The sequence below is a fragment of the Methylomicrobium agile genome, from assembly GCF_000733855.1.
In the GTDB taxonomy this organism is placed as follows: Bacteria; Pseudomonadota; Gammaproteobacteria; order Methylococcales; family Methylomonadaceae; genus Methylomicrobium; species Methylomicrobium agile.
In genome coordinates, this window is the sequence record NZ_JPOJ01000001.1 from 1826313 (window position 1) to 1849204 (window position 22892).

22 protein-coding genes, 1 tRNA gene and 1 pseudogene are annotated in these 22892 nt (G+C 56.3%); 13 read left to right on the forward strand and 11 right to left on the reverse strand.

The genetic code is table 11. The features are described 5' to 3' along the window. Positions 1 to 84 precede the first annotated feature (84 nt). From CC94_RS0108770 to CC94_RS22975, 5 genes are all read right to left on the reverse strand, one after another. Positions 85 to 1347 carry a porin family protein gene (locus tag CC94_RS0108770; RefSeq protein WP_005369000.1) on the reverse strand — a complete coding sequence of 421 codons (1263 nt, stop codon included), beginning with the start codon at positions 1345 to 1347 and terminating at the stop codon, positions 85 to 87. Between the two features lie 17 nt (positions 1348 to 1364). Beyond that, a complete protein-coding gene (locus CC94_RS0108775) occupies positions 1365 to 1970 on the reverse strand; it encodes a polysaccharide biosynthesis/export family protein (RefSeq protein ID WP_031430536.1) in 606 nt (201 codons plus the stop codon). A gap of 391 nt (positions 1971 to 2361) precedes the next feature. Continuing rightward, positions 2362 to 3558, reverse strand: coding sequence for an L-2-hydroxyglutarate oxidase (gene lhgO, locus CC94_RS0108780; RefSeq protein ID WP_005369004.1), 1197 nt, complete (start codon positions 3556 to 3558; stop codon positions 2362 to 2364). Between the two features lie 133 nt (positions 3559 to 3691). Continuing rightward, positions 3692 to 5314: an exosortase E/protease, VPEID-CTERM system gene (xrtE, locus tag CC94_RS0108785; RefSeq protein WP_005369006.1), complete on the reverse strand. Its 1623-nt coding sequence runs from the start codon at positions 5312 to 5314 to the stop codon at positions 3692 to 3694. A gap of 292 nt (positions 5315 to 5606) precedes the next feature. Continuing rightward, positions 5607 to 5969 (reverse strand): VPEID-CTERM sorting domain-containing protein, encoded by a 363-nt coding sequence (locus tag CC94_RS22975; protein WP_005369008.1) that lies wholly within the window; start codon positions 5967 to 5969, stop codon positions 5607 to 5609. A 694-nt stretch (positions 5970 to 6663) separates the two neighbouring features. Between CC94_RS22975 and CC94_RS0108795 the strand changes: the two genes are divergently transcribed. Next, positions 6664 to 7446, forward strand: a complete 783-nt coding sequence (locus CC94_RS0108795; protein ID WP_005369010.1) for a hypothetical protein — start codon at positions 6664 to 6666, stop codon at positions 7444 to 7446. Between the two features lie 174 nt (positions 7447 to 7620). Further along, on the forward strand, positions 7621 to 7977 hold the full coding sequence (locus tag CC94_RS0108800; protein ID WP_005369012.1) for an HPF/RaiA family ribosome-associated protein: 357 nt from the start codon (positions 7621 to 7623) through the stop codon (positions 7975 to 7977). A gap of 947 nt (positions 7978 to 8924) precedes the next feature. Here the strand turns inward: CC94_RS0108800 and CC94_RS0108805 are convergent. Beyond that, positions 8925 to 9011: transfer RNA gene (locus tag CC94_RS0108805), tRNA-Leu, on the reverse strand. Between the two features lie 84 nt (positions 9012 to 9095). Between CC94_RS0108805 and queA the strand changes: the two genes are divergently transcribed. Then, positions 9096 to 10121 carry a tRNA preQ1(34) S-adenosylmethionine ribosyltransferase-isomerase QueA gene (queA, locus tag CC94_RS0108810; RefSeq protein WP_005369014.1) on the forward strand — a complete coding sequence of 342 codons (1026 nt, stop codon included), beginning with the start codon at positions 9096 to 9098 and terminating at the stop codon, positions 10119 to 10121. On the opposite strand, the gene CC94_RS0108815 is transcribed toward queA, so the two are convergent. Further along, a complete protein-coding gene (locus tag CC94_RS0108815) occupies positions 10084 to 10782 on the reverse strand; it encodes a helix-turn-helix transcriptional regulator (protein ID WP_005369016.1) in 699 nt (232 codons plus the stop codon). The two genes, queA and CC94_RS0108815, sit on opposite strands and share 38 nt — an antisense overlap. Positions 10783 to 11029: 247 nt before the next feature. Here CC94_RS0108815 and CC94_RS0108820 point away from each other — a divergent pair, with 247 nt between their 5' ends. From CC94_RS0108820 to CC94_RS0108845, 6 genes are all read left to right on the forward strand, one after another. Next, positions 11030 to 11398: a group I truncated hemoglobin gene (locus CC94_RS0108820; protein WP_213069433.1), complete on the forward strand. Its 369-nt coding sequence runs from the start codon at positions 11030 to 11032 to the stop codon at positions 11396 to 11398. A 42-nt stretch (positions 11399 to 11440) separates the two neighbouring features. Beyond that, entirely contained in the window at positions 11441 to 12421 is a 981-nt protein-coding gene (locus CC94_RS0108825) for a 2Fe-2S iron-sulfur cluster-binding protein (RefSeq protein ID WP_005369021.1), read from the forward strand. Between the two features lie 345 nt (positions 12422 to 12766). Continuing rightward, positions 12767 to 13039, forward strand: a complete 273-nt coding sequence (locus CC94_RS0108830; protein WP_005369023.1) for a hypothetical protein — start codon at positions 12767 to 12769, stop codon at positions 13037 to 13039. Positions 13040 to 13306: 267 nt separating this feature from the next. Then, complete coding sequence (locus tag CC94_RS0108835; protein ID WP_005369025.1) at positions 13307 to 14179, forward strand: energy transducer TonB; 873 nt, start codon at positions 13307 to 13309, stop codon at positions 14177 to 14179. 2 nt (positions 14180 to 14181) lie between these two features. After that, on the forward strand, positions 14182 to 14880 hold the full coding sequence (locus CC94_RS0108840) for a MotA/TolQ/ExbB proton channel family protein (RefSeq protein ID WP_005369027.1): 699 nt from the start codon (positions 14182 to 14184) through the stop codon (positions 14878 to 14880). Continuing rightward, on the forward strand, positions 14880 to 15302 hold the full coding sequence (locus CC94_RS0108845; protein ID WP_005369029.1) for an ExbD/TolR family protein: 423 nt from the start codon (positions 14880 to 14882) through the stop codon (positions 15300 to 15302). The genes CC94_RS0108840 and CC94_RS0108845 overlap by 1 nt, the downstream gene beginning before the upstream one ends. Before the next feature lie 209 nt (positions 15303 to 15511). On the opposite strand, the gene bfr is transcribed toward CC94_RS0108845, so the two are convergent. Then, on the reverse strand, positions 15512 to 15979 hold the full coding sequence (gene bfr, locus CC94_RS0108850) for a bacterioferritin (protein ID WP_005369030.1): 468 nt from the start codon (positions 15977 to 15979) through the stop codon (positions 15512 to 15514). Between the two features lie 282 nt (positions 15980 to 16261). Between bfr and CC94_RS0108855 the strand changes: the two genes are divergently transcribed. From CC94_RS0108855 to CC94_RS25035, 4 genes and pseudogenes are all read left to right on the forward strand, one after another. After that, positions 16262 to 16987: a TonB-dependent receptor gene (locus tag CC94_RS0108855; protein ID WP_005369032.1), complete on the forward strand. Its 726-nt coding sequence runs from the start codon at positions 16262 to 16264 to the stop codon at positions 16985 to 16987. A gap of 424 nt (positions 16988 to 17411) precedes the next feature. Further along, positions 17412 to 17678, forward strand: coding sequence for a hypothetical protein (locus CC94_RS24260; protein WP_051040258.1), 267 nt, complete (start codon positions 17412 to 17414; stop codon positions 17676 to 17678). A 154-nt stretch (positions 17679 to 17832) separates the two neighbouring features. Beyond that, complete coding sequence (locus CC94_RS24665) at positions 17833 to 17979, forward strand: hypothetical protein (protein ID WP_245549439.1); 147 nt, start codon at positions 17833 to 17835, stop codon at positions 17977 to 17979. A 287-nt stretch (positions 17980 to 18266) separates the two neighbouring features. Next, positions 18267 to 18311 (forward strand): annotated as a pseudogene (locus CC94_RS25035) (hypothetical protein); the annotation flags it as partial. A 97-nt stretch (positions 18312 to 18408) separates the two neighbouring features. Here the strand turns inward: CC94_RS25035 and ubiD are convergent. The 3 genes from ubiD to CC94_RS0108880 form a co-directional block, all read right to left on the reverse strand. Continuing rightward, positions 18409 to 19872, reverse strand: a complete 1464-nt coding sequence (gene ubiD / locus CC94_RS0108870; protein ID WP_005369033.1) for a 4-hydroxy-3-polyprenylbenzoate decarboxylase — start codon at positions 19870 to 19872, stop codon at positions 18409 to 18411. After that, positions 19869 to 21908: an oligopeptidase A gene (prlC, locus tag CC94_RS0108875; RefSeq protein ID WP_031430543.1), complete on the reverse strand. Its 2040-nt coding sequence runs from the start codon at positions 21906 to 21908 to the stop codon at positions 19869 to 19871. Before prlC ends, ubiD begins: the two co-directional genes overlap by 4 nt. 103 nt (positions 21909 to 22011) lie before the next feature. Beyond that, entirely contained in the window at positions 22012 to 22788 is a 777-nt protein-coding gene (locus CC94_RS0108880) for a pentapeptide repeat-containing protein (protein WP_031430546.1), read from the reverse strand. Positions 22789 to 22892 lie beyond the last annotated feature (104 nt).

The window sequence follows — 22892 nt, forward strand, 5'->3', positions numbered from 1 at the left end:
TTTCCGGGGAAAATGCCAGGGGATTAGACGAAGGGCGCCGCTTACGCGGCCTATTTTCATGGTAATGGGCGAAAATGAATCGGGTCAGCGGGAAAGGCGAATTCCGTCCCAGGAGTAGTTCAGAAAGAGCATTACGACATTGGATTCGCTCGATCCCACGTTCAAATTCGCTATGCCGTCGAGATTTTGCTGGCTTTGCGGTTGCCGATAGTTCTGCCAGTTATAGGCATAACTGCCCCTAAGCTGCCAATGTTTCGTCAGATCCCAGGTAATGCCCGCGGCTACGGTGAAGTAAGTGCGGTCAAATTGACCGTTTGAACGATTAATCGAATTGTTGGCAATCGACTCGTTCAAGCTATAGATCCCGGAGAGATTCATCATCAGATGCCGGGCCAGGCGGTACGAATAATTGGCAAAGAGTGATTGATTTTGCAGTGTCTGGCCGATGGCGCTGGGGTTGAGGGCGTTGGAATAACCGGTAGAGAACTGGGTTAGCCGCCCATCATAATGTAAGTTGATATTGGCGACGTGGCCTACGGTCCACGAGGAACTGCCGGCGGAAGCGATCGTACTCGAATCGTCCATCCGGGCATCGACCCATACCGGTCCTGCATTCGCGTTAATTTTCCATAAGCGGTTAATTTTATAATTTCCGCCGAGCTGGAAACCGAACAGGTTTTGGGTCGAAGCGTTCGAACTGGTGTATTGGATATTGGAAAAATAGAGTTTTTCATTCAGGACAAGGCGCCGGCTCCATTGATGATTGCCGCCGAGTCCGACGGTGTAGGTGTCGTTGCCGCTGAAGGAGAATGAATGATTGCTCGAAGCTATTCCGTTTTGCGAATTGTTATAGCTTGTTTTTGTATAAGAGGCATCGAGTATCAATTGATCGCGGGCCGTCCATTGCCAAGTCCACGACGGTGCCAGCAGATAGTTTTCGGACTGGCTATTGGGCAGAATCAAGCCTGTATCCACGATCTGTTGTGAGTAGGTACAGTTAACGCCGTATCCGCCATTCAAGTTAAAGATGCTGCGGCGGGTCCGGTATTCGCTTTTGGCGCCCAGATTGAAGTTATCGCAATCCCAGCGTGAGTCACTGTAGCGGCGAATATCCGCCTGGCCATCAACGGCAAGGTCCAGGTTTCCTGTCTTTCTGCTGGTGTGGAATCTCGGATTCAGGAGATAGCCCGCTACGGATTCTTGCCTGACGGGCGTCAACGAAAAATTGTCGTTATACTGGAACTGTTGGCCCAATTCTCCTTTTAACTCCCATTCGGCTGCGGCGATGTTTTTCCCGAAGAAACCGCAGGCAACGACAATCAATCCTATACTTCGGGTGCGGTACATGCTGTTATGGAAATCATTCAGGGCACGACCAGGGTGTCGCCGCTTTGCAAGAGGATATTCGATTCTATATTTTTGCCGTCTTCCACGGTGCCGTATTCGAAAGGCAGAGACCGGCTGTGTCCGTCCGCTTCACGTCTCAATACCAGGATATCGTTCTTTTTTGCGAATTCCGTCAAGCCTCCCGCCATGCTCAAAGCCTGCATGATATTCGTGGGGCTCGTCATCACGAACGCGCCAGGATGGGCGACTTCACCCATGACATAGATTCTGTTGCCTTCGACGGCGATCAGTCTGACGTTGATTTCGGCGTCGGCGATGAACTGACCCAGCAGGGAACGCAGCGTACCCACCAATTCCTCGGTCGTTTTGCCGGCAGCCCTCACGTGTTGCCTGACCAGAGGGAAAGAGATGGTACCGTCGGGCAGCACCACGACTTCCTGTTTCAGCTTTTCTTCTTCCCAGACGGTAATTTCCAGCTTGTCTCCCGGATTGAGCCGGTAGCTGTCGTCGGGCAGGGCAAGGACCGGAGGGGCCAGCCAGAGCAGGCAGCCGAAAAAAATGGCGGAAACAGCACCCTTGCCAGATAAAAATATCGGGCTTCTTTTGATAGTGAATGTGTTCATTTGCGAATAATCCTAAATCATCGAGAGCGATCTCCGCACCCGGCCCAGCCAGCGGGGCAACGGGTTTTTCAGAGTCTGGCCCATCATGGAAATCGCTCTTGTTGTCCATTCAATTGCAATCGCTTCCGCTTGAATCGAAGAAACATTGCGCGTATCTGCCGGGAATGTTTTCCAATTTCCGGCGGTGTCCCGTATCAAAGGTTTGGGTTGATGATCAATGTTTGATACGAAAAGTCTGTTTTATTTTGAGGTAATAATTTTTATCAGTCATTACACGAGTCACAGTTTATATTTAATGACAAGGTAGCGGTATCGGTAAAAAATGATAGTGGAGAGGTAAGTAATAGATACATCGATTATTTATTAAGTTGTTCTTCCCTTGGGCGCCGCTTCAGTCCGGCAGCCGATCGGCAATATATTCGCCGATGGCCAGCGACGCCGTGGCCGCGGGGCTGGGGGCGTTCAGGACATGCAGTGCGTTCGAGCGTACGACGAGATGAAAATCGTCCATTAACTCGCCGGAAGGTTTCATCGCTTGCGACCGGACGCCCGCGCCGCCGGGAGCGAGGTCGACGGGGCGAATGTCGGGCACCAGCCGCTGCAGCGCGCGGCAAAACCGGGCTTTGCTGAATGACTGGATCAATTCCGCGTAGGCTGTTGCCCGGTATTTTCGGAGAAAACGCCAGATTCCCGGAAAAAGCAGGGTATCCAGCAGGTCGTGCGGGTCGACATCCGTCAAGCGATAGCCTTCGCGCGCAAAGGCGAGGACGGCGTTCGGGCCGGCTTCCACGCCGCCGTGGATCTTCCGCGTGAAATGGACTCCCAGAAACGGAAATTGCGGATTGGGCACCGGGTAAATGAGGTTTTTTACCAGATGCCTGGCCTCCTGTCCGAGATGATAGTATTCGCCGCGGAAAGGTACGATATGGACATCCCGCCGTTCGCCGGCCAGCTTGGCTACGAGATCGCATTGCAGCCCGGCGCAGTTGATCAGGAAATCGGCGCTGAATTCTTCGCTTGACGTGTCGGCGACCCAGGCATCGGCTTTACTTTCGAGACGTTCGACTTTGGCGCCCGTAACGATCGTCCCTCCTCTTTCCTGCACGCGAAAGGCCAGCCGGTCACAAACCTGACCGTAGTCGACGATGCCTTCTTCGGGCACATGCACGGCGGCGATGCCGTTGACGTGAGGCTCGATTTTCCGCATGGCGGCTGCGTCGATTTTTCTCAGCCCGTTCAGTCCGTTGGCGATGCCGCGCCGAAGTAATTCATCCAGTCGCGGCAATTCATCGGGCGTGACGGCTACGACGAGTTTGCCGCAGATTTCGTGGGCGATGTTTTCCCGGCGGCAAAAGTCGGTCATTTGCCGTATGCCGCCGACCGCTAATCTCGCTTTGGCGGAACCGGGCGCATAATAAAGGCCCGCGTGCAGGACGCCGCTGTTGTGAGTGCTTTGGTGCGCGCCGACGCGCGTTTCTTTTTCAAGCAGGGTCACGTGCGCGGACGGGAGCCGCGCAAGCAGCCGGTAAGCCGTTGCCAGGCCGACCAGGCCGCCGCCGACGATCAGAAAAGTTTTTCGTGTTTTCATGGCGTCAATTCAAAAGATGAAAAAATCGCGGCGGAGCTTGTCCGGCAGCTGCGGTGGCAGCGAGCAGCCGGGCTCGGTGTAAAGATGTATTCAAGCCGGACCGATCGTCGGCATTCTGAAACCGCGTGTTCTTTCACGTCCATAAAGACCATCTGCTTTGGGTTAGGACCGCGACGGCGATCAGGGCGTTGGTCGTCATATGGGCGATAACCGCATCACCCAGCTGTCCGCGGCGGTGAAGGGCCAAAGCGTACCCCATTCCCGCCAGGGTGCCCGCAAGCCAGCGCTCATGGAGTAATCCAAACAGCACGGAGGTCAGCAGAAAAGACAACAAGGTAAGCCGTCCGAGCGGAACGCTTTCGAAATCTTTGGCGATCAGCTTACGGAGCAAATAGCCGCGAAAGGCGAACTCTTCAGCCAAGGGCACGGCAATCACCGAACCGAGCACCCGGAACACGAGCCAGGCGCCGGCCATCCCGTTCGGGAGTTCGGCCAATCCTTCCTGCATAGGCGTTACGCCTTCGGCCGCGTCCGGTTCCAAAAGCATCCAGAGCAGGAACACGGCGGTTCCGATGGCCGGCGCGTGCCAGGCCCATGCCCAGCCGAGATTCCTGTAGTATTTGCGAAAGTAGTAAAGCGTTGCGGCGAGAATCGCCATGCGCAACGGATAAAAGGAATCAAAGCCGGAAAAAAAGACGGACGTTATCATTGTGGCGGCCATGAGAGCCAATAGAGGAAAGAGCAACGCCGAGGCCGGATTTTTGGCGGGCGTTGCGGCAGGCAGGCCGGGTTGCGTCAAAGTAAAGCACTGCATCCGGTTTGACAGGGTAATCGCACCGATCGCGATTAGGGTAAAGATTATCCATCCCGCTTGGGAATGGAAGCCCTGCATGGCGGTTTCCGGTGAAAAGGAGGTTCCGATCGCTATCAGCAGGGCGATACGCACGGCGTTGGCTAACCAGACGGCTGCAATTCCCAGCGGGAACAGCCAGAAGACCTGCGGGAAACGCAGCTCTTTGCGGAACAGCCAGAGATAAAGGGCGAGAAACAGCACGATGAGCGAGATGCCTTCGATGCCCGAACAGGCATAGCTGATTTTGACGCGGAATGCAGCGGTGCCGAGGATAAGATTTTCGGGCTGAATGACGAGATCCGCATATATCCAGCCGAGCAGCGCATGGACGATGTATAAAGTGGGTGTGCCGAGCATATTCCAGAATTCGTTCTGCCCGAGCAATGAGGTTTCGAACCGGCCGAGCATGACAATGAGTGTCTGGGCCCCTGTTCCCAACAGGCAGCCGGCGAACAAGGCGGCGTACTCCCGGCGAACCAGGCGTTGCCAAAAGTGGCCGGGCGCGAACGCCATCATCCACGAAAACACCGTGACGCCTGCCATTCCGGTCCAGCCTGCGAGCCAGGGTAACGTGAGATGGGCGGGATCGCGGGGTATTCCGAATATGAGCTGAGTGAAACCGGCGAAGGCCGCAAACGCGAGCATGTGCCCTATCAGCCAGCTTTGCCAGCGATAGCCGATGCCGTGCTCCCGTAAATTAGCGAGGATCGCCTTATGCCGGGGGCTCAGGATAAGGCAGCACGCTCCGGCCATCCACAGGCCGGCAGGCCAGACCTCTTTTGAAAAATGAAATAGTTTTGCCGTCCAGTCGTTCTCGTACGGCTGGAGCGGCGGTGCTTCGTATCGCGCCGCCAGCGCCGTGATTTCGGCGGCCGCGATTCCCAGAATCAGCAGCCAGCGCATCGCTGACGGCTTCGAGGATGTCGATACATGGACTTGCATTACACTTTCAGAAGCCATTGGCTAAATACGGTGCATAAATGAAAGAGGCATTCGAAAATACCGATCCATGCATTTCGATCCTAAGAATGTTGTCGCATAATGTCGCCCCTGCCTTTTCTGTCTTTTGCCTTTCGATTGCGGCAAGATTGTAGGCTTTCGCAAGAAAAAGTTGCCAAAGAGAAGAGGCCGGACCAATAAACAGTCAAAAAAACCATTTACCGGTCCGGTTGTCATTCGTATCGCCGGTAAAATGTCAGCGGCGTTTAGATCGGGATTTTTCTCCCGCCAGCAACAAAAAGCCCGTCAGCAGCGCAAACGCGCGGGTACCCGATGCCGCGTCGATTTCCGGTACTACATAGAGCGCTCCGGACTGACTGGGGGGATTTTTGCCGATGTTGGTGTTCGTTTCATTGTTATTTTTTAACCATCCGAACTTATTATGGAACCAGCCGCTATGGGACTTGGCGCGTGACCAACCATGTGACCAAGTGCGTGACCAGGTATGTTTCCAGTTGTGAAAATTGGAGTCGGAACTGGGGTGGGACCACGCCAGTGGGCTGCCCGTAGTCAACAATATCACCATTAAGCCCATTATTATTTTTTGTCCTAATTTCATCATACACCTCGTTTTCTCATGGGTGAAAAAATCAAACCATAAACTACTGCCGATACGCTATGGGACATAAATAGAAGCAACTAATTTATTATTCTTGTTGAGCACAGTTTATATTAATAATGATATGCTGATACTTATAAAAAAGGATATTGAGAAGATAGGAAATAGATATCCATTTTATATATTCGAGAAGGGTTTTTGAGGCTTCATGAAACGGTGGATAAAGACTATGGGCGCACCGAAAATCAGCCGTAGTGGGTTGTTGGGTGTGCGGTTCGGAGTAAATGGCCGTCGGGCCGGAATGGGTCAAACGCCGGAAAATCCGGATTGTCCGGCGCGCTGTTCCGAATCTATTGAATTGCTATGGGTCCAGTAAAGACAGTCTATGCCGGCGAAAAAGCCGCGCTTGCTTGAGCGGCCGGTATTTATCGGACAGAGCGATTTTCGGGAAAAAGGCGGTATATAGAGCGATCAGCCGGCAAAAAACAGAGACTTGGCTTGACAAAGCGTGCAGGCGCGCAATAATTTACCTTTCGGCGCCGGTTCTTGACAAGCTCGCGGCAGCGAGCGCGGATACCCGCCCGGTGCAGTCTTTTTCCGTTGCTTATCCGGTCGACTTCCTTGCACTTGGTCTAGGCCGGGCTGTCTCTGAACATCCCCAAGAGCCGGAAGTCTCTCTCTCAAAACCTTTTTCATGAATTCATTTTTCTCCCGGAAAATTTTCCGCATCATCCTGATACTGCTGCTGGCACTGCCGCTAACCGGCTGTATTTACTGGTGGCGCGCCTATCAAACCTATTTGCAGATGAGTAAGTTCGACCGCTACTTCAAGGTTGCGGTTGCCGACGATTTTACCCTGCAATTCAAGGAGCCGATTCTGTACAGCGATGACTTCGTTTCTCTCGCCAAACTGCACGCGAGCGAAGAAAAACCGACTGCTGACGGGAAACGCTGGCGCTACTGGTTCCGGAAAGTCGATCGACAAGGCAAAGTGGTCAAACCGAAAATCGAGTTCTATTCCGATCTGAACTTCAACAGGCAGGACCGGATTACGGCCTGGTCGTTCTCCTCGCTTTTTCTCGAAATCGCGCCGCCGAAGCTTCTCGAAGTCTCCTTGCGTTCGATAGGCGGTGCGGACATCAATAAAGAAAAAATGCAGTTGAAAGCCGATACGTCGCATCTCGGCAAAATCCATGTGGACCTGCCCCTGAAAAGCAAGGTCGTGGAGAAACTGGGCGAGCCGTTACGCATCAACGACGGCCCTGATCAGGAGATCTACGTGTACCATTTCAAGCTGATCACGCACGGGATCGAAAAAGGATACGAAGACCGGGAATTGACCACTCTCAACCTCAGCTTCGATAAAAAAACGCAGGAGCTGACCAAAATGTCGGGCCGGTTTGCGGGGCTCAAGATTTCGATCAACTATGGTAATCTGGTAGGGAAGGCGCCTTCCGGTAGCATAGCGTCGAATTAGCGGGCGGTTTTAGGTATTCGTACCGATTGTGCGGACAGTTCGCAATGTAAACAATGACAGTCGAAGTAGACTGAGATTTACAATCAAGCTTGGGCTGGAGTGCTGTTAAGCATGCCATTGACTTGCAAAAAAGCCTAAGCCGTATTTAGAAAACAACAGAAGAGGTAAATCATCATGCAAATTCCGTTACAGATCATTTTCCGCGGCATTGAGCCCTCGGAGGCGGTTGAAGCAAGAATTCGGGAAAAAGTCGCCAAACTCGATCGGTTTCACTCGCACATCATGAGTTGCAGAGTGGCGGTGGAATCCGGTCATCACCATCATCACCAGGGCAATCTGTACCATATTCGCATCGACATTACCACGCCGGGCAAGGAAATCGTCACCAGCCGCGAGCGCCATGAAAACCAGGCTCACGAAGACGTATATGTCGCGATCCGCGACGCATTCAATGCCGCGACAAGGCAACTCGAAGATTACGTCCGGATGCAGCGCGGCGAAGTTAAAAACCATTCAGCGCAGGCAGGATAATCCGGATCCCAAAAAGGCGAAAGCGGAGTTTGTTCTTGCGTAAAAGCGGTTAGACGATCTCCGCAATATTCCAATGCTTCTCGCGCCGCGTTCAATGTGGCGCGGGAGCCTGCTTCAAACCCCTCGGTTACAATCTTGCAAGCTGCGTCCGGATTTTCATTCATTCCAGGCAAGGCGTTTGCAAGTCCTTAGCGTTCTCTGGTCATTTCGGTCAGGGGATTTGCCGGGACCCCCGGTCCGGATTGGCAAAAATCATGTATAGCGCGGCCTTCGTGTGTTCCGCCTTACCGTAAAGAAGGCGGCTTGAGCGCGCTCCCAACTCTTCACGAAAATAGGTTCTTACGGAAGCTAAGCGAAGCCGAAACCCATGGCACGGTCCTCATCGTTATACACAACTGAAGGCGTTCGGAGCCCTACTCATGCTTGACCGCAAACTCCGCGAAGTAGGTCGGGCACGCTTTTTGTGCCCGACAATGACCTGGCGTCAATCGCGAGACAATTTTGGATTAGCGCTCTCTTCGCGCAGGGTTTTCGCACCTCTGCCTCCTAAATGGACCGGCAGAAGTCCAAAGCTCGCTTTGGATCACTCTTCTATCACGTTCAAAGCGAGCTTTGAACGCCAACACTTGAGCTTTGCAGGACTTGTGTATCACGATGGGTGGCAGGGTCTGGGTTGAAGTGGCGATCTGGACCAGAAAGAATACTTGGATGCGTAGCGGGTGGTGGTTTTTGGGGGCGCGCCCGAGATAACAGGCATCTGTAGCCGACAGGCGCGCCGATCAATGAACTCAAACCGGCGGTGCGGGCCGTCGTAATGGGCTTGCCGATGTATAACCTCGGGATCCCATCCCGTGTCTGGATGCCCGGCTGCGTTAGGCAATAAAAAACCCGCTAAGCCAAGGCTTAGCGGGTTTTTGAATCTCTTTGCACGGCTCTGAACCATGAAATGGTACCGAGGGTCGGAATCGAACCGACACGATGTCACCATCACCGGATTTTGAATCCGGCGCGTCTACCAGTTCCGCCACCCCGGCAAAGAATCGACATTATAATGAAATAATTTTCATATTGGCAAGCATTTTTTTAAAATAGCAGGGAAAACCCTTAACATTGCCATCATGAAGAAAAGCGACTTTTTTTACCATCTGCCCGAAAATCTAATTGCCCAGCATCCGTTACCCGAGCGGCAGGCCAGCCGGCTGTTATGCATGCGGACTCCCGACTGGCGGATCGAGGACCGTAAGTTTACCGACTTTATCGATCTGGTCGACGTAAAGGACCTGCTGGTATTCAACGATACCCGGGTGATTCCTGCCCGGCTGTTCGGACGGAAAAGCACGGGCGGCCAGATCGAGATCCTGATCGAACGAATACGGGATGCGCATCGCGCCGTCGCGCATGTCCGGGCTAGCAAGGCGCCGAAGCCGGGTGCGGCAATCGTGCTGGATCGGGGGCATCAATGCAGGGTTGTCGGGCGGGCCGGTGATTTGTTCGAACTCGAATTCGATTCGGCGGCGCCGCTTCCGGAGATACTCGAACAGATCGGCCATGTGCCGCTGCCGCCTTATATCGACCGGGCCGACGAGCGGGAAGATCTGAGCCGGTACCAGACCGTTTTCGCGAAGCGGCCGGGTGCGGTGGCGGCGCCGACCGCGGGGCTGCATTTCGATCGGGAAATGATGGAACGGATTGCCGCGAAAGGCGTCTCGACCGCTTTCGTGACCCTGCATGTCGGGAGCGGCACGTTTCAGCCGGTGCGGGTCGAGAATCTGGCCGACCACGTGATGCACCAGGAATTTTTTTCGGTCCCTGCCGAAACGGTCGAAGCGGTTCGACAGGCGCGGGAGCGCGGCGGGCGTGTCGTCGCGATCGGCACGACTTCGGTTAGGGCACTTGAGTCGGCCAGCCGAAGCGGCCGGCTGGAAGCGGGCTGGGGCGATACTGATTTGTTCATTATGCCGGGATACCGTTTTCATGTGGTCGATGCACTGCTGACCAACTTTCATCTGCCCGAATCCACCCTTTTGATGCTGGTATCGGCTTTTGCCGGTTATGAAACGACCATGAAGGCGTATCGGCACGCGATCGACCACTCCTACCGTTTTTTCAGCTACGGCGATGCGATGTTTCTGGCAAGCGGTTAAGCGCTGAAGTGAAGGTTTCACGGATTCGGAGGGCGCTGGGTTGGGTCCTGAATTTACATACGCCTCCACCTTTGGCCATGCATTCGAGATGCTCGATGTCCCGCTCCAGCAGCTTCGCGATCAGGGTGCGGTCAAACTCGCAAACTTCCTGAAACTTTTGTGCCAGATCGTGATAGATGCAATTGACTGCCTCGATGGAGGCCGGCTCTTCGCCGGATGTGTTCAGCCTGGCCTTGAAGCCGAGTTCGTTCATGATTCTGATCAGCTCGGTAAGCCGCTCCGCGTCCTGTTTGCCGGCAAATTGCGGCAGCAAGCCTTGCGCCAAAGACTCCGCCAGATCATGTAGATAGCGTTTCAATTCCTCGGCTCCCATTTCCTGCCGTAATTTTGTCAGGAGCAGTTCGGAAAACCAGGCGTATTGTTTCTGAAAACTGTTGATGCCGGCTTCGGTCAGCACGAACACGCGCACCGGACGTCCGGCGGTCTTGTTCAGCATGCCGGTCTTTACGTAGCCGTCCCGCTCCAGTTTGTCGATATGCTGTTGCACCGCATTCCGGGAAATCGACAATTGAGCGGCAAGTTCATCGATGCTTAGGCCAACTTTGGTGTTGAGTAAAAGATCGAGAATTTGATGTTGCCTGGAACTTATGCTTTCAGCCATAAAAGCCTGTCTGTTTTTTAAGGTTTATCAGGATGCATCATAGCAAATACGCGTTTTTGCAGGAATGTTCCTCGCAAAAAGTAGTGACGTGCCCGGTTCGGGATTGCGGATTATTTTATTCTATTTTGCAATAAAAGTATTGCATAAGTGTAATATCGAGTTAGAATTATCGTCGCGGGTTTTTTTCGAGCTATCGGAAGGAGGCCGCATGAAGAACTTAATGTCCAGAAATTATGAGAAAATTACAATGAGTGATTCACTTTATGAAAGAATTGGCGGCGAAGCAGCGGTCAACGCCGCCGTGGAGCTTTTCTATCGGAAAGTCTTGAACGATTATCGGATCAACCGTTTCTTCGACAAAACCGACATGGACAGCCAGCTTGCCAAGCAAAAGGCGTTTTTCACTTATGCGTTCGGCGGGCCGAACCATTACACCGGCAAAGACATGCGCAGCGCACATGCGCGTCTGGTCAAAATGGGTATGGACGGTTCGCATTTCGATGTGGTGATGGAGCATTTGGGGGCTACGCTGCACGAATTGAATGTGCCTGGAGAGTTGATCGCCGAAGCTGCCGGTATTGCTCTCGGCGCGCGTTCGGATGTCCTGGGCTTGTAATCGAGCGATTGCAAACCGCGGCTTGATTGTCGAGATGGCATTATGTTCGACTTACTGATTAAAAACAACCGTTTTACCTGTCGGCCGGGCGAAACCGTGCTCGATGCGCTGCTGCGCGAGAATGTCAATATTCCTTACGGCTGTCGGGCAGGCATTTGCCAGAGCTGTGTCGTGCAAAGCCTCGACGTCACCCCGCCGGCCGAGGCGCAGGGAAACCTGAAAGACACGCTCAAAAGCAGCGGGCATTTTTTGGCCTGCCAATGCGTTCCCGAGCAAGCGATGAGGCTGAAGCTGCCCGCTCAGGAAGCCGGCTATACGGATTGTGCCGTCATTGGCAGTGAGCTGATGAACCGGAATACCCGCCTGTTGATCATCCGGGTCAATGACGCGCACAGGTACAAGGCCGGCCAGTTCGTCAATCTGCAGCGTAGCGACGGCCTGACGCGCAGCTATTCGATCGCGAACATTCCGCAATCGTCGGGGGCTCTCGAATTCCATATTCGCTGCCTGCCTGGCGGACGGTTCAGTGCCTGGGTACATGATGAGCTGAAGGTCGGCGACTCGCTTCGAGTTTCGGAGCCGCAAGGCCATTGTTTTTACCTGCCCGACCGCAAGGAGCAGGGACTCCTGCTGATCGGGACCGGCACCGGGCTGGCGCCCCTTGCGGGTATTCTGGCCGATGCGCTGGCCCACGGCCATTCGGGGCCGATCCGTCTTTTCCACGGCAGCCGCGAGAAGGAAGACCTGTATTGGACCGAGGAAATGCGCGAACTTGCCAAGCGCTACCCGAATCTTTCCTATACGCCGTGCGTTTCGAGCGGGGATGCACCGGAAGGCTTCGCTCCGGGACGTGCGAATGAGGTGGCCTTGGCTGCGCATCCCGACTTGTCCCGTTGGCGGGTATTTCTTTGCGGCCACCCGGATATGGTCAAAAACACCCAAAAGCAGGCTTATCTGAAAGGCGCCAGGCTGGCCGATATCTACTGCGACGCCTTTGTCGTCTCGACCGAGGCCGCAGACTGAATTGTCTTTCCAATTCTCCATGTTTCGCGCCGGACCGTAAAGGGACGGCGCTCTTTTCCTTCAAATATTCGATAAGCGGCAATGGCGGAATTTCATCAATACCGCGGGCCGGCGCGTCTCTGAGATAATAATATTTATTAATCAATAATTTGATTGTTGATGGGCATGCTGTGCATGCATTCATTCGGCAAACGATCCGCCAATTCTTGCATTAATTAATGATAATGATTATCATTTATCCGAGGGCCATAACATTGACCTCTCGTCGCTCTTGTTCGGCGCATCTGCAACCCTCTCTGCGGATGCGTCGAACATTTTTTCGTATTACTCGAAGCGAGGACTCTTATGCTCGAATCACAATCTGTTGATAAGGGGGAATTGGCGCGTCTGCATACGGCAACCTGCCTGTCGATGACGCGGTTCATCAATGGACACCAATGTCCCAAGCTGGCGCACATGATCGTTCACCAATTAAACCAACTGCTGGCCCATCCGGAATTGGAACCCGTTTCGAGCGCGCGCGACATGTACCTGCAAATGCTCGAACACTGGCAAAAGATCGCCGCGCAGCTTCTGGAACAACAACACCACGCCCGTAGAATCGCGGTTTACCATTGAGCGGGTCGATGAAAAGCGGAAAGCTCTCCGTAGCGGCGGGTGCGATGCCGCCAATGGATTCGCTCGGCGAGAAGCGCAGGATCAGCAGCAACGTTTCGTTCGGAACCCGGAACGAAAGCGTGATTCTTCCAATGAAGAAGCATGCCGCCTGCGCATCACCCGCAACGGCAAGCCGATGCTGACCAAATAGTGTTCTTGCCAACCCATAGCCAGCTATCCCGTACCGGGTAGGCGGCCACTCTGAATTCCGATACAGGAGGTACGGCCATGCCCACTATTATTCATAAAGTCGATTTTTCTGCGCCTGCGAACCGCCCGGACGGTTCGAGCCAATCGAGCCTTATCGGCCGGAAGGTGATTCCTTTCGCGCCGGAGTCCGAACATCTTGCGATGTATCGCCCTTTAGAGGCGTATCCTTGCTGTCGACGCCATGAGGGCGTCTTTGCCTTGCTGTTGGTGGTGGGTCTGCATTTTGCCGGGTTTGCCTGGCTGTCTGCGGCGGAGCATGAAGAGCCGCTGACTGCGCCGGCCCCGATCCAGGTTACCTGGATTGCTGCGCCCCAACCGAAGACAGAAAAACCGCCGGTCGCACCGGTCGCGCCGCCCTCGCCACCGAAACAGCAGACGGTAAACAAGCCCAAACCGAAGCCGAAGGCCGTTAAGCCGAAAAAAAGCCGTCCCAAAGCCGTGCTTTCTACCCATGCTCCGGCGCAGGTAACGGCTCCGGCACTGGCAGAAAACACGGAGAGAACCGCACCGCCCATGACAAAGCCTCATGAAGCGCCGGTCGCCAAACCGGCGTCCACTGCCGTTCGGCCGGCTCCCGCGGCGCCCTCGGCCGACAGCAGTCTGCCGCTGACTCTGCCGAATCTGAATGCCAATTATCTGGATAACCCGGCGCCTCATTATCCCGAGGGCGCGCGTGAACGCGGCGAACAGGGCAAGGTTCTGGTACGGGCGCTGATCAATGCCGACGGCACCGTCGCCGAGCTTGCGATGAAGCGAAGCAGCGGTTTTCCCGACCTCGACCGGTCCGCGCTGGAAACGGTCAAAAAATGGCGGTTCGTGCCGGCGCGGCGCGGCGCGGCGGCCGTTTCGGCCTGGGTCGTGGTGCCGATCTCTTTTTCTTTGGAAGGATAACAATGAATACGACAACCTCCCTGCAACATTTTCTTGCTCAAAGTGACGGCGTCGGCCGGACGCTGTTCTTTATTCTGGCGGCCATGTCGGTCGCCAGTTGGTACTTCATTCTGATCAAGGCTTGGCAGGGTATCCGCGCACGCCGCCGCTCCGCACAGTTTCTGCAAGCGTTCTGGAGTGCCGCATCTCTGGAACAGATTGCCGAACGATTGGAAGAGAAAACGCCGGAAGAGTCGTTTTCGCTGTTGACGCTGCATGCGATAAACGCCCGGCGCCATCATGCCCGGCACGGTGGAGAGCGGCTTCAGGAAGCGGGTTCCGCATCCGAATTTCTGACCCGCGCGATGCGTCGTATCATCGATGAAGAAACGGCGCGTCTGGAATGGGGGTTGACGGCGTTGGCTTCGATTGCAAGTACGGCGCCGTTCGTCGGCCTGTTCGGCACCGTTTGGGGGGTTTTTCACGCTTTGACCAACATAGGCCAGGGCGGGGCGGCCACTTTGGAACAAATCGCGGGTCCCGTCGGAGAGGCGCTGATCATGACCGGCCTGGGGCTGGCGGTGGCGATTCCGGCCGTGCTTGCCTACAACGCCTGCGCGCGCTCGAACCGGCTGGTGCTGGCGAAACTCGACGCCTTCGCGCATGACCTGTTCGCGCTGTTGACCACAGGCGCTTTGCCTGTCGTGCAGGGAGAACGCTGATGGCATTCGGAGGCTTCAATCAAAACAGTAATGCGCACCCGGTGGTCGAGATCAACATGGTGCCGCTGATCGACGTGATGCTGGTGCTGTTGATCATTTTCATGATTACGGCGCCCTTGATGACGCATGCGGTCAAGATCGATCTGCCGAAAGCCGACAGCATCGCCCAGACGCAGGAAACCCCGCACATCGATCTGGCGATCGATGCGGAGGGCCAGATCTTTTGGGATGCGGCCGCTGTCAGCCGCGATCAGCTCCGGGAGAACCTGCAGCGAATCGCAGCCGAGACGCCGCAGCCGGAACTGCACGTCCGCGCCGACCAGAACGTGCCGTACCGCAAAGTCGCGGAGGCGCTCGCCGATGCGGCCACGGCCGGAGTCAGCCGGATCGGTTTTATTTCCGAGCCGGAAGTCTCTCGCTAGCGCTTTCCATTTCGCACGCAGCAGAAAATGGCCGGCTTCGGCTCCGCGCGGCCGACGGATTGCGTTTTAATGCGTGGGCCGAAGCGCGTCCGTTCGCCTTCGCTTCGCCCGGAACGGAGAAAAATTCACTTCCTGCTCCGTAAGCTATTCGTCGTAACCAAAATGCGCTGGGCGAAGAGGCGATCTGCTGCGCGGTTTTATGCCGCCGGCTAAAGCTGCGATTGCAGATAGTTTTCCAGCCCTATCCGCCCGATCAACCCCAGTTGTTTTTCCAGCCAGTGCGTGTGGTCATCCTCGGTATCCTCCAGCATCACCCGCAGAATTTCGCGCGTCTGGTAGTCGCGCTGCTGTTCGCACACGGCGATCGCCTCGCGCAGCGCCGCCACGACGCTGAGTTCGAGCGCCAGATCGTTTTTCAGCATTTCCGGAACGCTGTTGCCGACGTTGAGAGGATTGCGCTTGGCGACATCGGGCGTGCCTTCCAAAAACAGGATGCGTTTGATCAGGGCGTCCGCGTGGCCCAATTCGTCCTGCACTTCGTGGGCGATGCGCTCGTACAGCTTTTCGAAGCCCCAGTTCTGGTACATCCGGGAGTGAATAAGGTATTGATCCGCCGCGGTCAGTTCGCCGGTCAATAGTTGATTCAGATATTCGATGACTTGTTGATTGCCTTGCATGCGTTCTATTTCCAAAGAATTAAAAATACGAACCGGACGTTGCAGGGAAAATGCATCGGCCGGGCTCGATCCGCTCTGCTGGGGATTATAAGCATGCCGGTCTCATTTAGGCAATCGGCCGCATTTGCGTTGCGTTCAATTGGCGCTTGGCGTCGGGATAAAACCCATATTCGGTCGGGACGGGGCTCGCTACCGATCTTAACGGAAAGTTGGATACTGACCGCTACACCGAAACCCGCACCTATGCCGGCTACCTGATGGATCAGTTCGAGCTGACCCCGGATGAAACTGCTGGGCGGCGTGCGTTATGATGTGTTCTCGGCTTCGCAGAACGACCGGCTGAACGATGCGAGCGATTTCGAGCGCATCGACCGTCAGTGGAATCCGCGCGCCGGGATCGTCTGGCAGCCGACCAAAGCGCAATCGTATGATTTCAGTTACGGCACCTCGTTCAATCCGTCCGCCGAAGCCTACGCTCTGAGCAATCAGACCGGCCCGTTGCCGCCCGAAAGGAACCGCAATTTCGAGATCGGCGCGAAGTACGACCTGTTCGACGGCAGGCTATCGGCGACCGCCGCCTTATTTAGGCTCGAAAAGACCAATGCCCGCACCGTGGCGGCGAATCAATCCGATCTGACCGTACTGTCGGGCGAACAGCGCACCGACGGTTTTGAACTGGGGCTGTTCGGCGAAATTCTGCCGCGTCTGGATTTGTCGATGACCTATGCCTATCTGGATGCCGAAGTGACCAAATCGAATACGGAGGCAGTCGGTACGGTCAGCAACGTTAATAAGTCGTTGCAGGGCATGATCCCGGTCAACGTGCCCCGGCACAGCGGCGTAACCTGGCTCGGTTATCATCTGACCGGTGCCTGGGAGATCGGCGGCGGGGTGTTCTACAGCAGCGAGCGGCATACCGACACGGTCTATTACGCGTCCGGGCAGACCCGTTCCGCGTTGCCGGGCGCTCCGGCGTTCGGGCAACTGTCGGTCAGGCTGAAATATTAACATGCAGGCCGTACAGGTATATCCTTTGCTCCTGGACGGCAGGCATTCGGCGAAAGGACGCGCGTAGGGTACGCTGCGCGTACCTTTGACAACACCTCAGCCGCAGAACATTCTGAAAAGGTACGCACAGCGTACCCTACCGTATGTCGTATCCAAGGCGTTGTTATGCTGAGGGTTCGCGGGGAACATCGGAGCGATAGGGACGCGGCCATCACATCCTGAGACTCTATGCATAAATCGCAAAATATTACTGTCAATCCCCGCCCCAAAACCGGGGGCGGCTATCTGCTCCTGCCGAAACGCTGGGCGCGCGGCAGTTTTTTGAAATGGTTGCGCCGAACCCACGGCTGGTTCGGGCTCTGGGGGGGCATCGCTGGGGCTGCTGTTCGGGATTACCGGCATTTTGTTGAATCACCATGAAGCGATGAAGATTCCCGCCGCTAAAATCGAAAAGTCCGAAGCGCATCTGGCATTGCCGGAGCCGCTTCCTGCCGATCCGAAAGTACTGGCGGAATGGCTCGGGCAGGAGTTCGGGCTAGACGCTCGTCATGCCAGGATTCAGCGCGAACCGGCGAGAACGGTCGTCTGGAACGGCATCAGTGTCGAGCAGCCGCCGCGCTGGCAGAGGTCACCTTGCGTACGCCGCGGGAATCGGGGCAGGCCGAATACTGGCCGGGCAACCGTTCCGTGACCGTCAAGCGCGGCACCGGCAACCTGTTTGTGTTGCTGACCAATCTGCATAAAGGCGTCGGCATGGGCATCGGCTGGGCGCTCGGAGCTTTGCGAGGCCAGCCTGGCCGTCCGCTAGATTGTGCTCGACGCGCTGAGCCGGAACGCTCTGTTTTTTGTCTGCGGCCCTGCCCAAACGGATCTTTCCGCCGCTGTTCAACCGCTACGAAGGCGCCTACAACGCCTTCGGCAATCACATCGACAATATGCGGTGCGCGTCTGCGCCGGCTCCGGCGTTCGGGTCCGCACCGATCTGTCCGTAACTTTGTTCTTCAGCGATCCCGATAGCTACGACGGCGGCGAACTGGTGGTCGAAGGCACCTTCGGCGAGCACGCAGTGAAACTGGCGGCCGGCGACATGGTGCTGTATCCGGGTTCAGCCTGCACCGGATCGAGCCGGTTACCCGCGGCGCCCGGCTGGCGTCGTTTTTCTGGATCGAGAGCCGGGTGCGCGAAACCGAACGCCGTCGCTTGCTGTTCGAAATGGACATGGCGATTCTGGAACTGCGCGAAACGCAGGGGGACACTCCGGCAGTAGTCAACCTGACCGACCGGCTGCTATCACAACCTGCTGCGCATGTGGGCGGATATGTAGCGGGCAGGACCTGTACTCCGGTTAGCGATAGCGTAATCGGAGGAAGGTTGCCGCTCACGTGCGTGCGATTACGCTGCGCCAATCGCATCTACATCCCCTAAAACAAACTTTCCCAGATTCGGTCGACCTTTTTGACGACTTCTTCGGTCATGGCGATCGTCCGGCCCCATTCCCGGTTCGTTTCCCCCGGCCATTTGTTGGTTGCGTCGAAGCCGACTTTCGAGCCGAGTCCCGAAACCGGCGAGGCGAAGTCCAGATAGTCGATCGGCGTGTTTTCGAGGATCGTCAGGTCGCGGGCCGGGTCCATCCGGGTGGTGATCGCCCAGATCACATCCTGCCAGTTGCGCACGTCGACATCGTCGTCCACCACGATCACGAACTTCGTATACATGAACTGGCGCAGAAACGACCAGGTGCCTAACATGATCCGTTTGGCGTGGCCGGCATACTGCTTTTTCATGCTGATCACCGCCATCCGGTACGAGCAGCCTTCCGGCGGCAGGTAAAAATCGACGATCTCCGGGAACTGTTTCTGCAGGATCGGCACGAACACTTCGTTCAGCGCGACGCCGAGGATCGCCGGTTCGTCGGGCGGGCGTCCGGTGTAGGTGCTGTGGTAGATCGGGTTGCGGCGCTGGGTGATCTTTTCGATCGTGAATACCGGAAATTCGTCGACTTCGTTGTAATAGCCGGTATGGTCGCCGAACGGGCCTTCGGGCGCGGTTTCACCGGGATAGATGAAGCCCTCCAGCACGATTTCGGCGCTGGCCGGCACCTGCAGCCAGTCGTTGCTCAGGCAGTTCGCCACTTCGGTTTTGCTGCCGCGCAAAAGGCCCGCGAACGCGTATTCGGACAGCGCGTCGGGCACCGGCGTGACCGCGCCGAGAATCGTCGCCGGATCGGCGCCCAGTGCGACCGCGACCGGATACGGCTCGCCGGGGCGGGCTTTCTGCCATTCCCGGAAATCGAGCGCGCCGCCCCGGTGCGCCAGCCAGCGCATGATCACCTTGTTCTTGCCGATCACTTGCTGGCGATAGATGCCGAGATTTTGCCGTTCCTTGAAAGGCCCCTTCGTGATGACCAAAGGCCAGGTGATCAATGGCCCGGCGTCTTCCGGCCAGCAGGTCTGGATCGGATAGCGGCTCAAGTCGATGTCGCTGCCTTCGATCACTTCCTGCTGGCAGGGCGGCTCCTTGACCAGCTTCGGCGCCATGTTCAGGACCTGTTTGAACACCGGAAACTTTTCGAACGCATCCCTCATGCCTTTCGGCGGCTCGGGCTCTTTCAGATAAGCCAATAGTTCGCCGATGCCGCGCAGTTCGCTGACCGAATCGGCGCCCATGCCCATCGCGACCCGACGCGCGGTGCCGAACAGGTTGCCGAGCAGCGGAACCGTCGAGTCGAGCGGATTTTCGAACAGCAGCGCGGGGCCGCCTGTTTTCAGCGTACGGTCGCAGATTTCGGTGATTTCGAGGCGCGGGTCGACCGGTACTTTGACGCGCTTCAGTTCGCCTTCCTTTTCGAGTTGTGCGATGAAATCGCGGAGGTCTTTATATTTCATACTTCGATGCCGTTGTGCCGGAGCAGTGCATCGATCGTCGGCTTGCGGCCGCGGAATTTGACGAACAGGTCCATCGCCTCTTCGCTGCCGCCTTTTTCGAGGATGTTCGTCAGGAAGGCATTGCCGGTTGCGGAGTCGAAGATGCCTTTCTCTTCGAACAGCGAAAACGCGTCGCTGGACAGCACTTCGGCCCATTTGTAGCTGTAGTAGCCGGCTGCGTAGCCGCCCGCGAAAATATGTCCGAAGCTGTGCGCGAAACGGTTGAAGGCGGGTGGAATCACGACCGCGATCTGTTCCCGGACCTGGTTCAGGGTTTCGTAGATGCGTCCGCCCTTGGCCGGCTCGTAGTCGCGATGGATTCTAAAATCGAACAGGCTGAATTCGAGCTGGCGGACCATCAGCATGCCGGACTGGAAGTTTTTTGCTGCGAGCATTTTGTTCAGCAGTTCATCGGGCAAGGGTTCGCCGGTTTGATACTGGCCGGACATCAACGGCAGCGCGTCTTTTTCCCAGCACCAGTTTTCCATGAACTGGCTCGGCAGCTCGACCGCGTCCCATTCGACGCCGTTGATGCCCGACACGCCGAGATGGTCGATTTTCGTCAGCATGTGCTGCAGGCCGTGGCCGAATTCGTGGAACAGCGTCGTCACTTCATCGTGCGTCAAAAGGGCCGGTTCATTCCCGGCCGGCGGGGTGAAGTTGCAGGTCAGGTAGGCGACCGGCGTTTGCACTTTGCCGTCGATCTTTTTGCGGCCGACGCAGTCGTCCATCCAGGCGCCGCCGCGTTTTTTCGGACGCGCGTATAAATCGATGAAGAATCTGCCGCGCAGTTCGCCGTTTTGGTCGATAATCTCGAAAAAGCGGACGGCCGGGTGCCAGGTATCGAAATCGTGGATTTCGGCGATGCGCAGGCCGTACAGCTTTTCCACTACCGCAAACAGGCCGGGCAATACTTTGGTGATCGGGAAATAGGCTTTCACTTCTTCCTGCGACAGCTGATAAAAATGCTGACGCATCTTTTCGGAGTAATAGCCGATATCCCAGCTTTGCAGGTCGCCCACGCCATAATAGGTGCGGGCGAAGTCGCGCAGTTCGGCCAGATCGCGCCGTGCCTGCCGCCAGGACTTGTCGGCCAGGTCTTCGAGAAAATGCGTCACCTCATTGGGCTTTTCGGCCATTTTCTTTGCCAGCGAGAGTTCGGCGTAATTTTCGAAACCCAACAGGCGCGCCTTCTCGTGGCGCAATGCAAGAATCTTCTCCATGATTTCGCTGTTGTCCCAGCGGCCGGCATCGGGGCCCTGGTCCGACGCACGGGTCGCATAAGCTTCGTAATGCTCGCGGCGCAACTCGCGGTTGTCCGCGTAGGTCATGACTGCGTGGTAGGACGGAAACTGCAGCGTGATCATCCAGCCTTCCTGCCCGTTCTGTTCGGCGGTTTGCCGGGCCTGCGCCAGGGCCGATGCGGGCAGGCCGGTCAGGTCGAGTTCGTTGGTGATCAGTTTCGTCCAGGCGTTCGTCGCATCGAGCACGTTTTCTTCAAAGCTGCTCGCCAATTGCGACAGTTCCTGGCTGATTTCCTTGTAGCGCTGCTTTTTTTCGGCGTCGAGATCGATGCCGGACAAATGAAAATCGCGCAGCGCGTTCCGGATGATCTTTTGCTGCGCGGTATCCAGCGCCGCATATTCTTCGCTCTCGGCGATCGACTTGTAGGCCCTGAACAGCGCTTCGTTCTGGCCCATTTCGGTCGAATAGGCGCTGAGTTTCGGCAGGCAGGCGTTATACGCTTCGCGGAGTTCGTCGCTGTTCACGACCGAATTCATGTGGCTGACCGGCGACCAGGCCTTGCCGAGCCGGTCCTCGGCGTTTTCGATCGGCTCGATCAGGTTCTTCCAGGTGTAGCGGTCGGCGGTGTTCAGGCAGCTTTCGACGGTAGCGCGCGCCTCCGCCAAAAGCTGATCGATCGCGGGTACGACATGTTCGGGTTTGATTTGCGAGAATAGCGGCAGTTCGGTATGGGCCAGTAATGGGTTGCTCATGAAAATATCCGGTAATGAAATCGAGTTGGCGTCATTATAAATAAGACAGTGCGGAACCGGCCGGGATTTCTTCGGCCGGCGAATTTATCGGGAAAAAGCGCGGTCAGTCGAAAATCGCCGATTGCAGATTTTTTGCCGCATCCAGGCCTTTGATCGTGGACTTGTTGCCTATCCCGGTCAAGCGGGCGCCGGCCAGATTGGCGCCGGTCAGATCGGCGTCTTCCAGGTGGCTGCCGGACAGGTCGGCGCCGCTCAAGTCGGCATGGGTCAGGTTCGCGCCGGATAAATCGACGCCGGCCAGCATTGCATTGTGCAGACGGCTGCCGCTCAGGTTCGCGTGCCGCATCAAGGCGCGGCTCAGATTCGCATCGCTCAGATCGGCGCCCGACAGATCGACGTTGTTCAGGCTGACCCGCATCAAGCCCATCGGCTGGTTCTTCATGTCCGCGCCCCAGTTCGCATGGGACAAATCGGCGCGGTTCAGATCGGACCGGTCCAGATTCGCGATGATCCGGCTGCCGGTCAGGTTGGCGCCGCTGAGGTCGGCGTTCATGATCGAAACCCCGAAGATGCTGGTGTTGGAGAGGTTTGCGCCGGACAAATTGATGCGGGTCATCACGGTCAGATCCAGATTCAATCCCGACAGGTTGCTTCGGCTGAAATTCGCCCGGCGCAGATCGGCGCCCCACAAATCCGCCTGCCGGAAGTCCAGACCGGACAAGTCCAGGCCGGTCAGGTCTTTCCGGCGCAGGTCGGCGGGACGGTTCTTGCTGGCCGCGGCAAGGCGCTTTTCGACTTCCGCACGGTCGATCTCGGCCGCACAAGCCATTCCGTAAAAGCCGATCGCCAGCAGGCCCATCAAGATGGATCGGAAAGTCATATCGACAAACTCCAGAAAAGTGAGAAGCTGAGTGAGCGGACAACTCTACCGCCGGAGCGAACGGATTGCAACCCGTCAAAGCCGTGCCGGCAAACGCCCGTTTC

What these genes read in the sequence shown, in the direction of transcription:
- CC94_RS0108825 (WP_005369021.1), top strand. Translation starts at nt 11,441, where the DNA reads ATGTTCGACTTACTGATTAAAAACAACCGTTTTACCTGTCGGCCGGGC.
- prlC (WP_031430543.1), bottom strand. Translation starts at nt 21,908, where the DNA reads ATGAGCAACCCATTACTGGCCCATACCGAACTGCCGCTATTCTCGCAA.
- CC94_RS0108795 (WP_005369010.1), top strand. Translation starts at nt 6,664, where the DNA reads ATGAATTCATTTTTCTCCCGGAAAATTTTCCGCATCATCCTGATACTG.
- CC94_RS22975 (WP_005369008.1), bottom strand. Translation starts at nt 5,969, where the DNA reads ATGAAATTAGGACAAAAAATAATAATGGGCTTAATGGTGATATTGTTG.
- CC94_RS0108820 (WP_213069433.1), top strand. Translation starts at nt 11,030, where the DNA reads ATGAGTGATTCACTTTATGAAAGAATTGGCGGCGAAGCAGCGGTCAAC.
- lhgO (WP_005369004.1), bottom strand. Translation starts at nt 3,558, where the DNA reads ATGAAAACACGAAAAACTTTTCTGATCGTCGGCGGCGGCCTGGTCGGC.
- CC94_RS0108845 (WP_005369029.1), top strand. Translation starts at nt 14,880, where the DNA reads ATGGCATTCGGAGGCTTCAATCAAAACAGTAATGCGCACCCGGTGGTC.
- CC94_RS0108830 (WP_005369023.1), top strand. Translation starts at nt 12,767, where the DNA reads ATGCTCGAATCACAATCTGTTGATAAGGGGGAATTGGCGCGTCTGCAT.
- ubiD (WP_005369033.1), bottom strand. Translation starts at nt 19,872, where the DNA reads ATGAAATATAAAGACCTCCGCGATTTCATCGCACAACTCGAAAAGGAA.
- CC94_RS0108800 (WP_005369012.1), top strand. Translation starts at nt 7,621, where the DNA reads ATGCAAATTCCGTTACAGATCATTTTCCGCGGCATTGAGCCCTCGGAG.
- CC94_RS0108880 (WP_031430546.1), bottom strand. Translation starts at nt 22,788, where the DNA reads ATGACTTTCCGATCCATCTTGATGGGCCTGCTGGCGATCGGCTTTTAC.
- CC94_RS0108840 (WP_005369027.1), top strand. Translation starts at nt 14,182, where the DNA reads ATGAATACGACAACCTCCCTGCAACATTTTCTTGCTCAAAGTGACGGC.
- bfr (WP_005369030.1), bottom strand. Translation starts at nt 15,979, where the DNA reads ATGCAAGGCAATCAACAAGTCATCGAATATCTGAATCAACTATTGACC.
- CC94_RS0108775 (WP_031430536.1), bottom strand. Translation starts at nt 1,970, where the DNA reads ATGAACACATTCACTATCAAAAGAAGCCCGATATTTTTATCTGGCAAG.
- CC94_RS24260 (WP_051040258.1), top strand. Translation starts at nt 17,412, where the DNA reads ATGAAGATTCCCGCCGCTAAAATCGAAAAGTCCGAAGCGCATCTGGCA.
- CC94_RS0108835 (WP_005369025.1), top strand. Translation starts at nt 13,307, where the DNA reads ATGCCCACTATTATTCATAAAGTCGATTTTTCTGCGCCTGCGAACCGC.
- CC94_RS0108770 (WP_005369000.1), bottom strand. Translation starts at nt 1,347, where the DNA reads ATGTACCGCACCCGAAGTATAGGATTGATTGTCGTTGCCTGCGGTTTC.
- queA (WP_005369014.1), top strand. Translation starts at nt 9,096, where the DNA reads ATGAAGAAAAGCGACTTTTTTTACCATCTGCCCGAAAATCTAATTGCC.
- xrtE (WP_005369006.1), bottom strand. Translation starts at nt 5,314, where the DNA reads ATGCGCTGGCTGCTGATTCTGGGAATCGCGGCCGCCGAAATCACGGCG.
- CC94_RS0108855 (WP_005369032.1), top strand. Translation starts at nt 16,262, where the DNA reads ATGAAACTGCTGGGCGGCGTGCGTTATGATGTGTTCTCGGCTTCGCAG.
- CC94_RS0108815 (WP_005369016.1), bottom strand. Translation starts at nt 10,782, where the DNA reads ATGGCTGAAAGCATAAGTTCCAGGCAACATCAAATTCTCGATCTTTTA.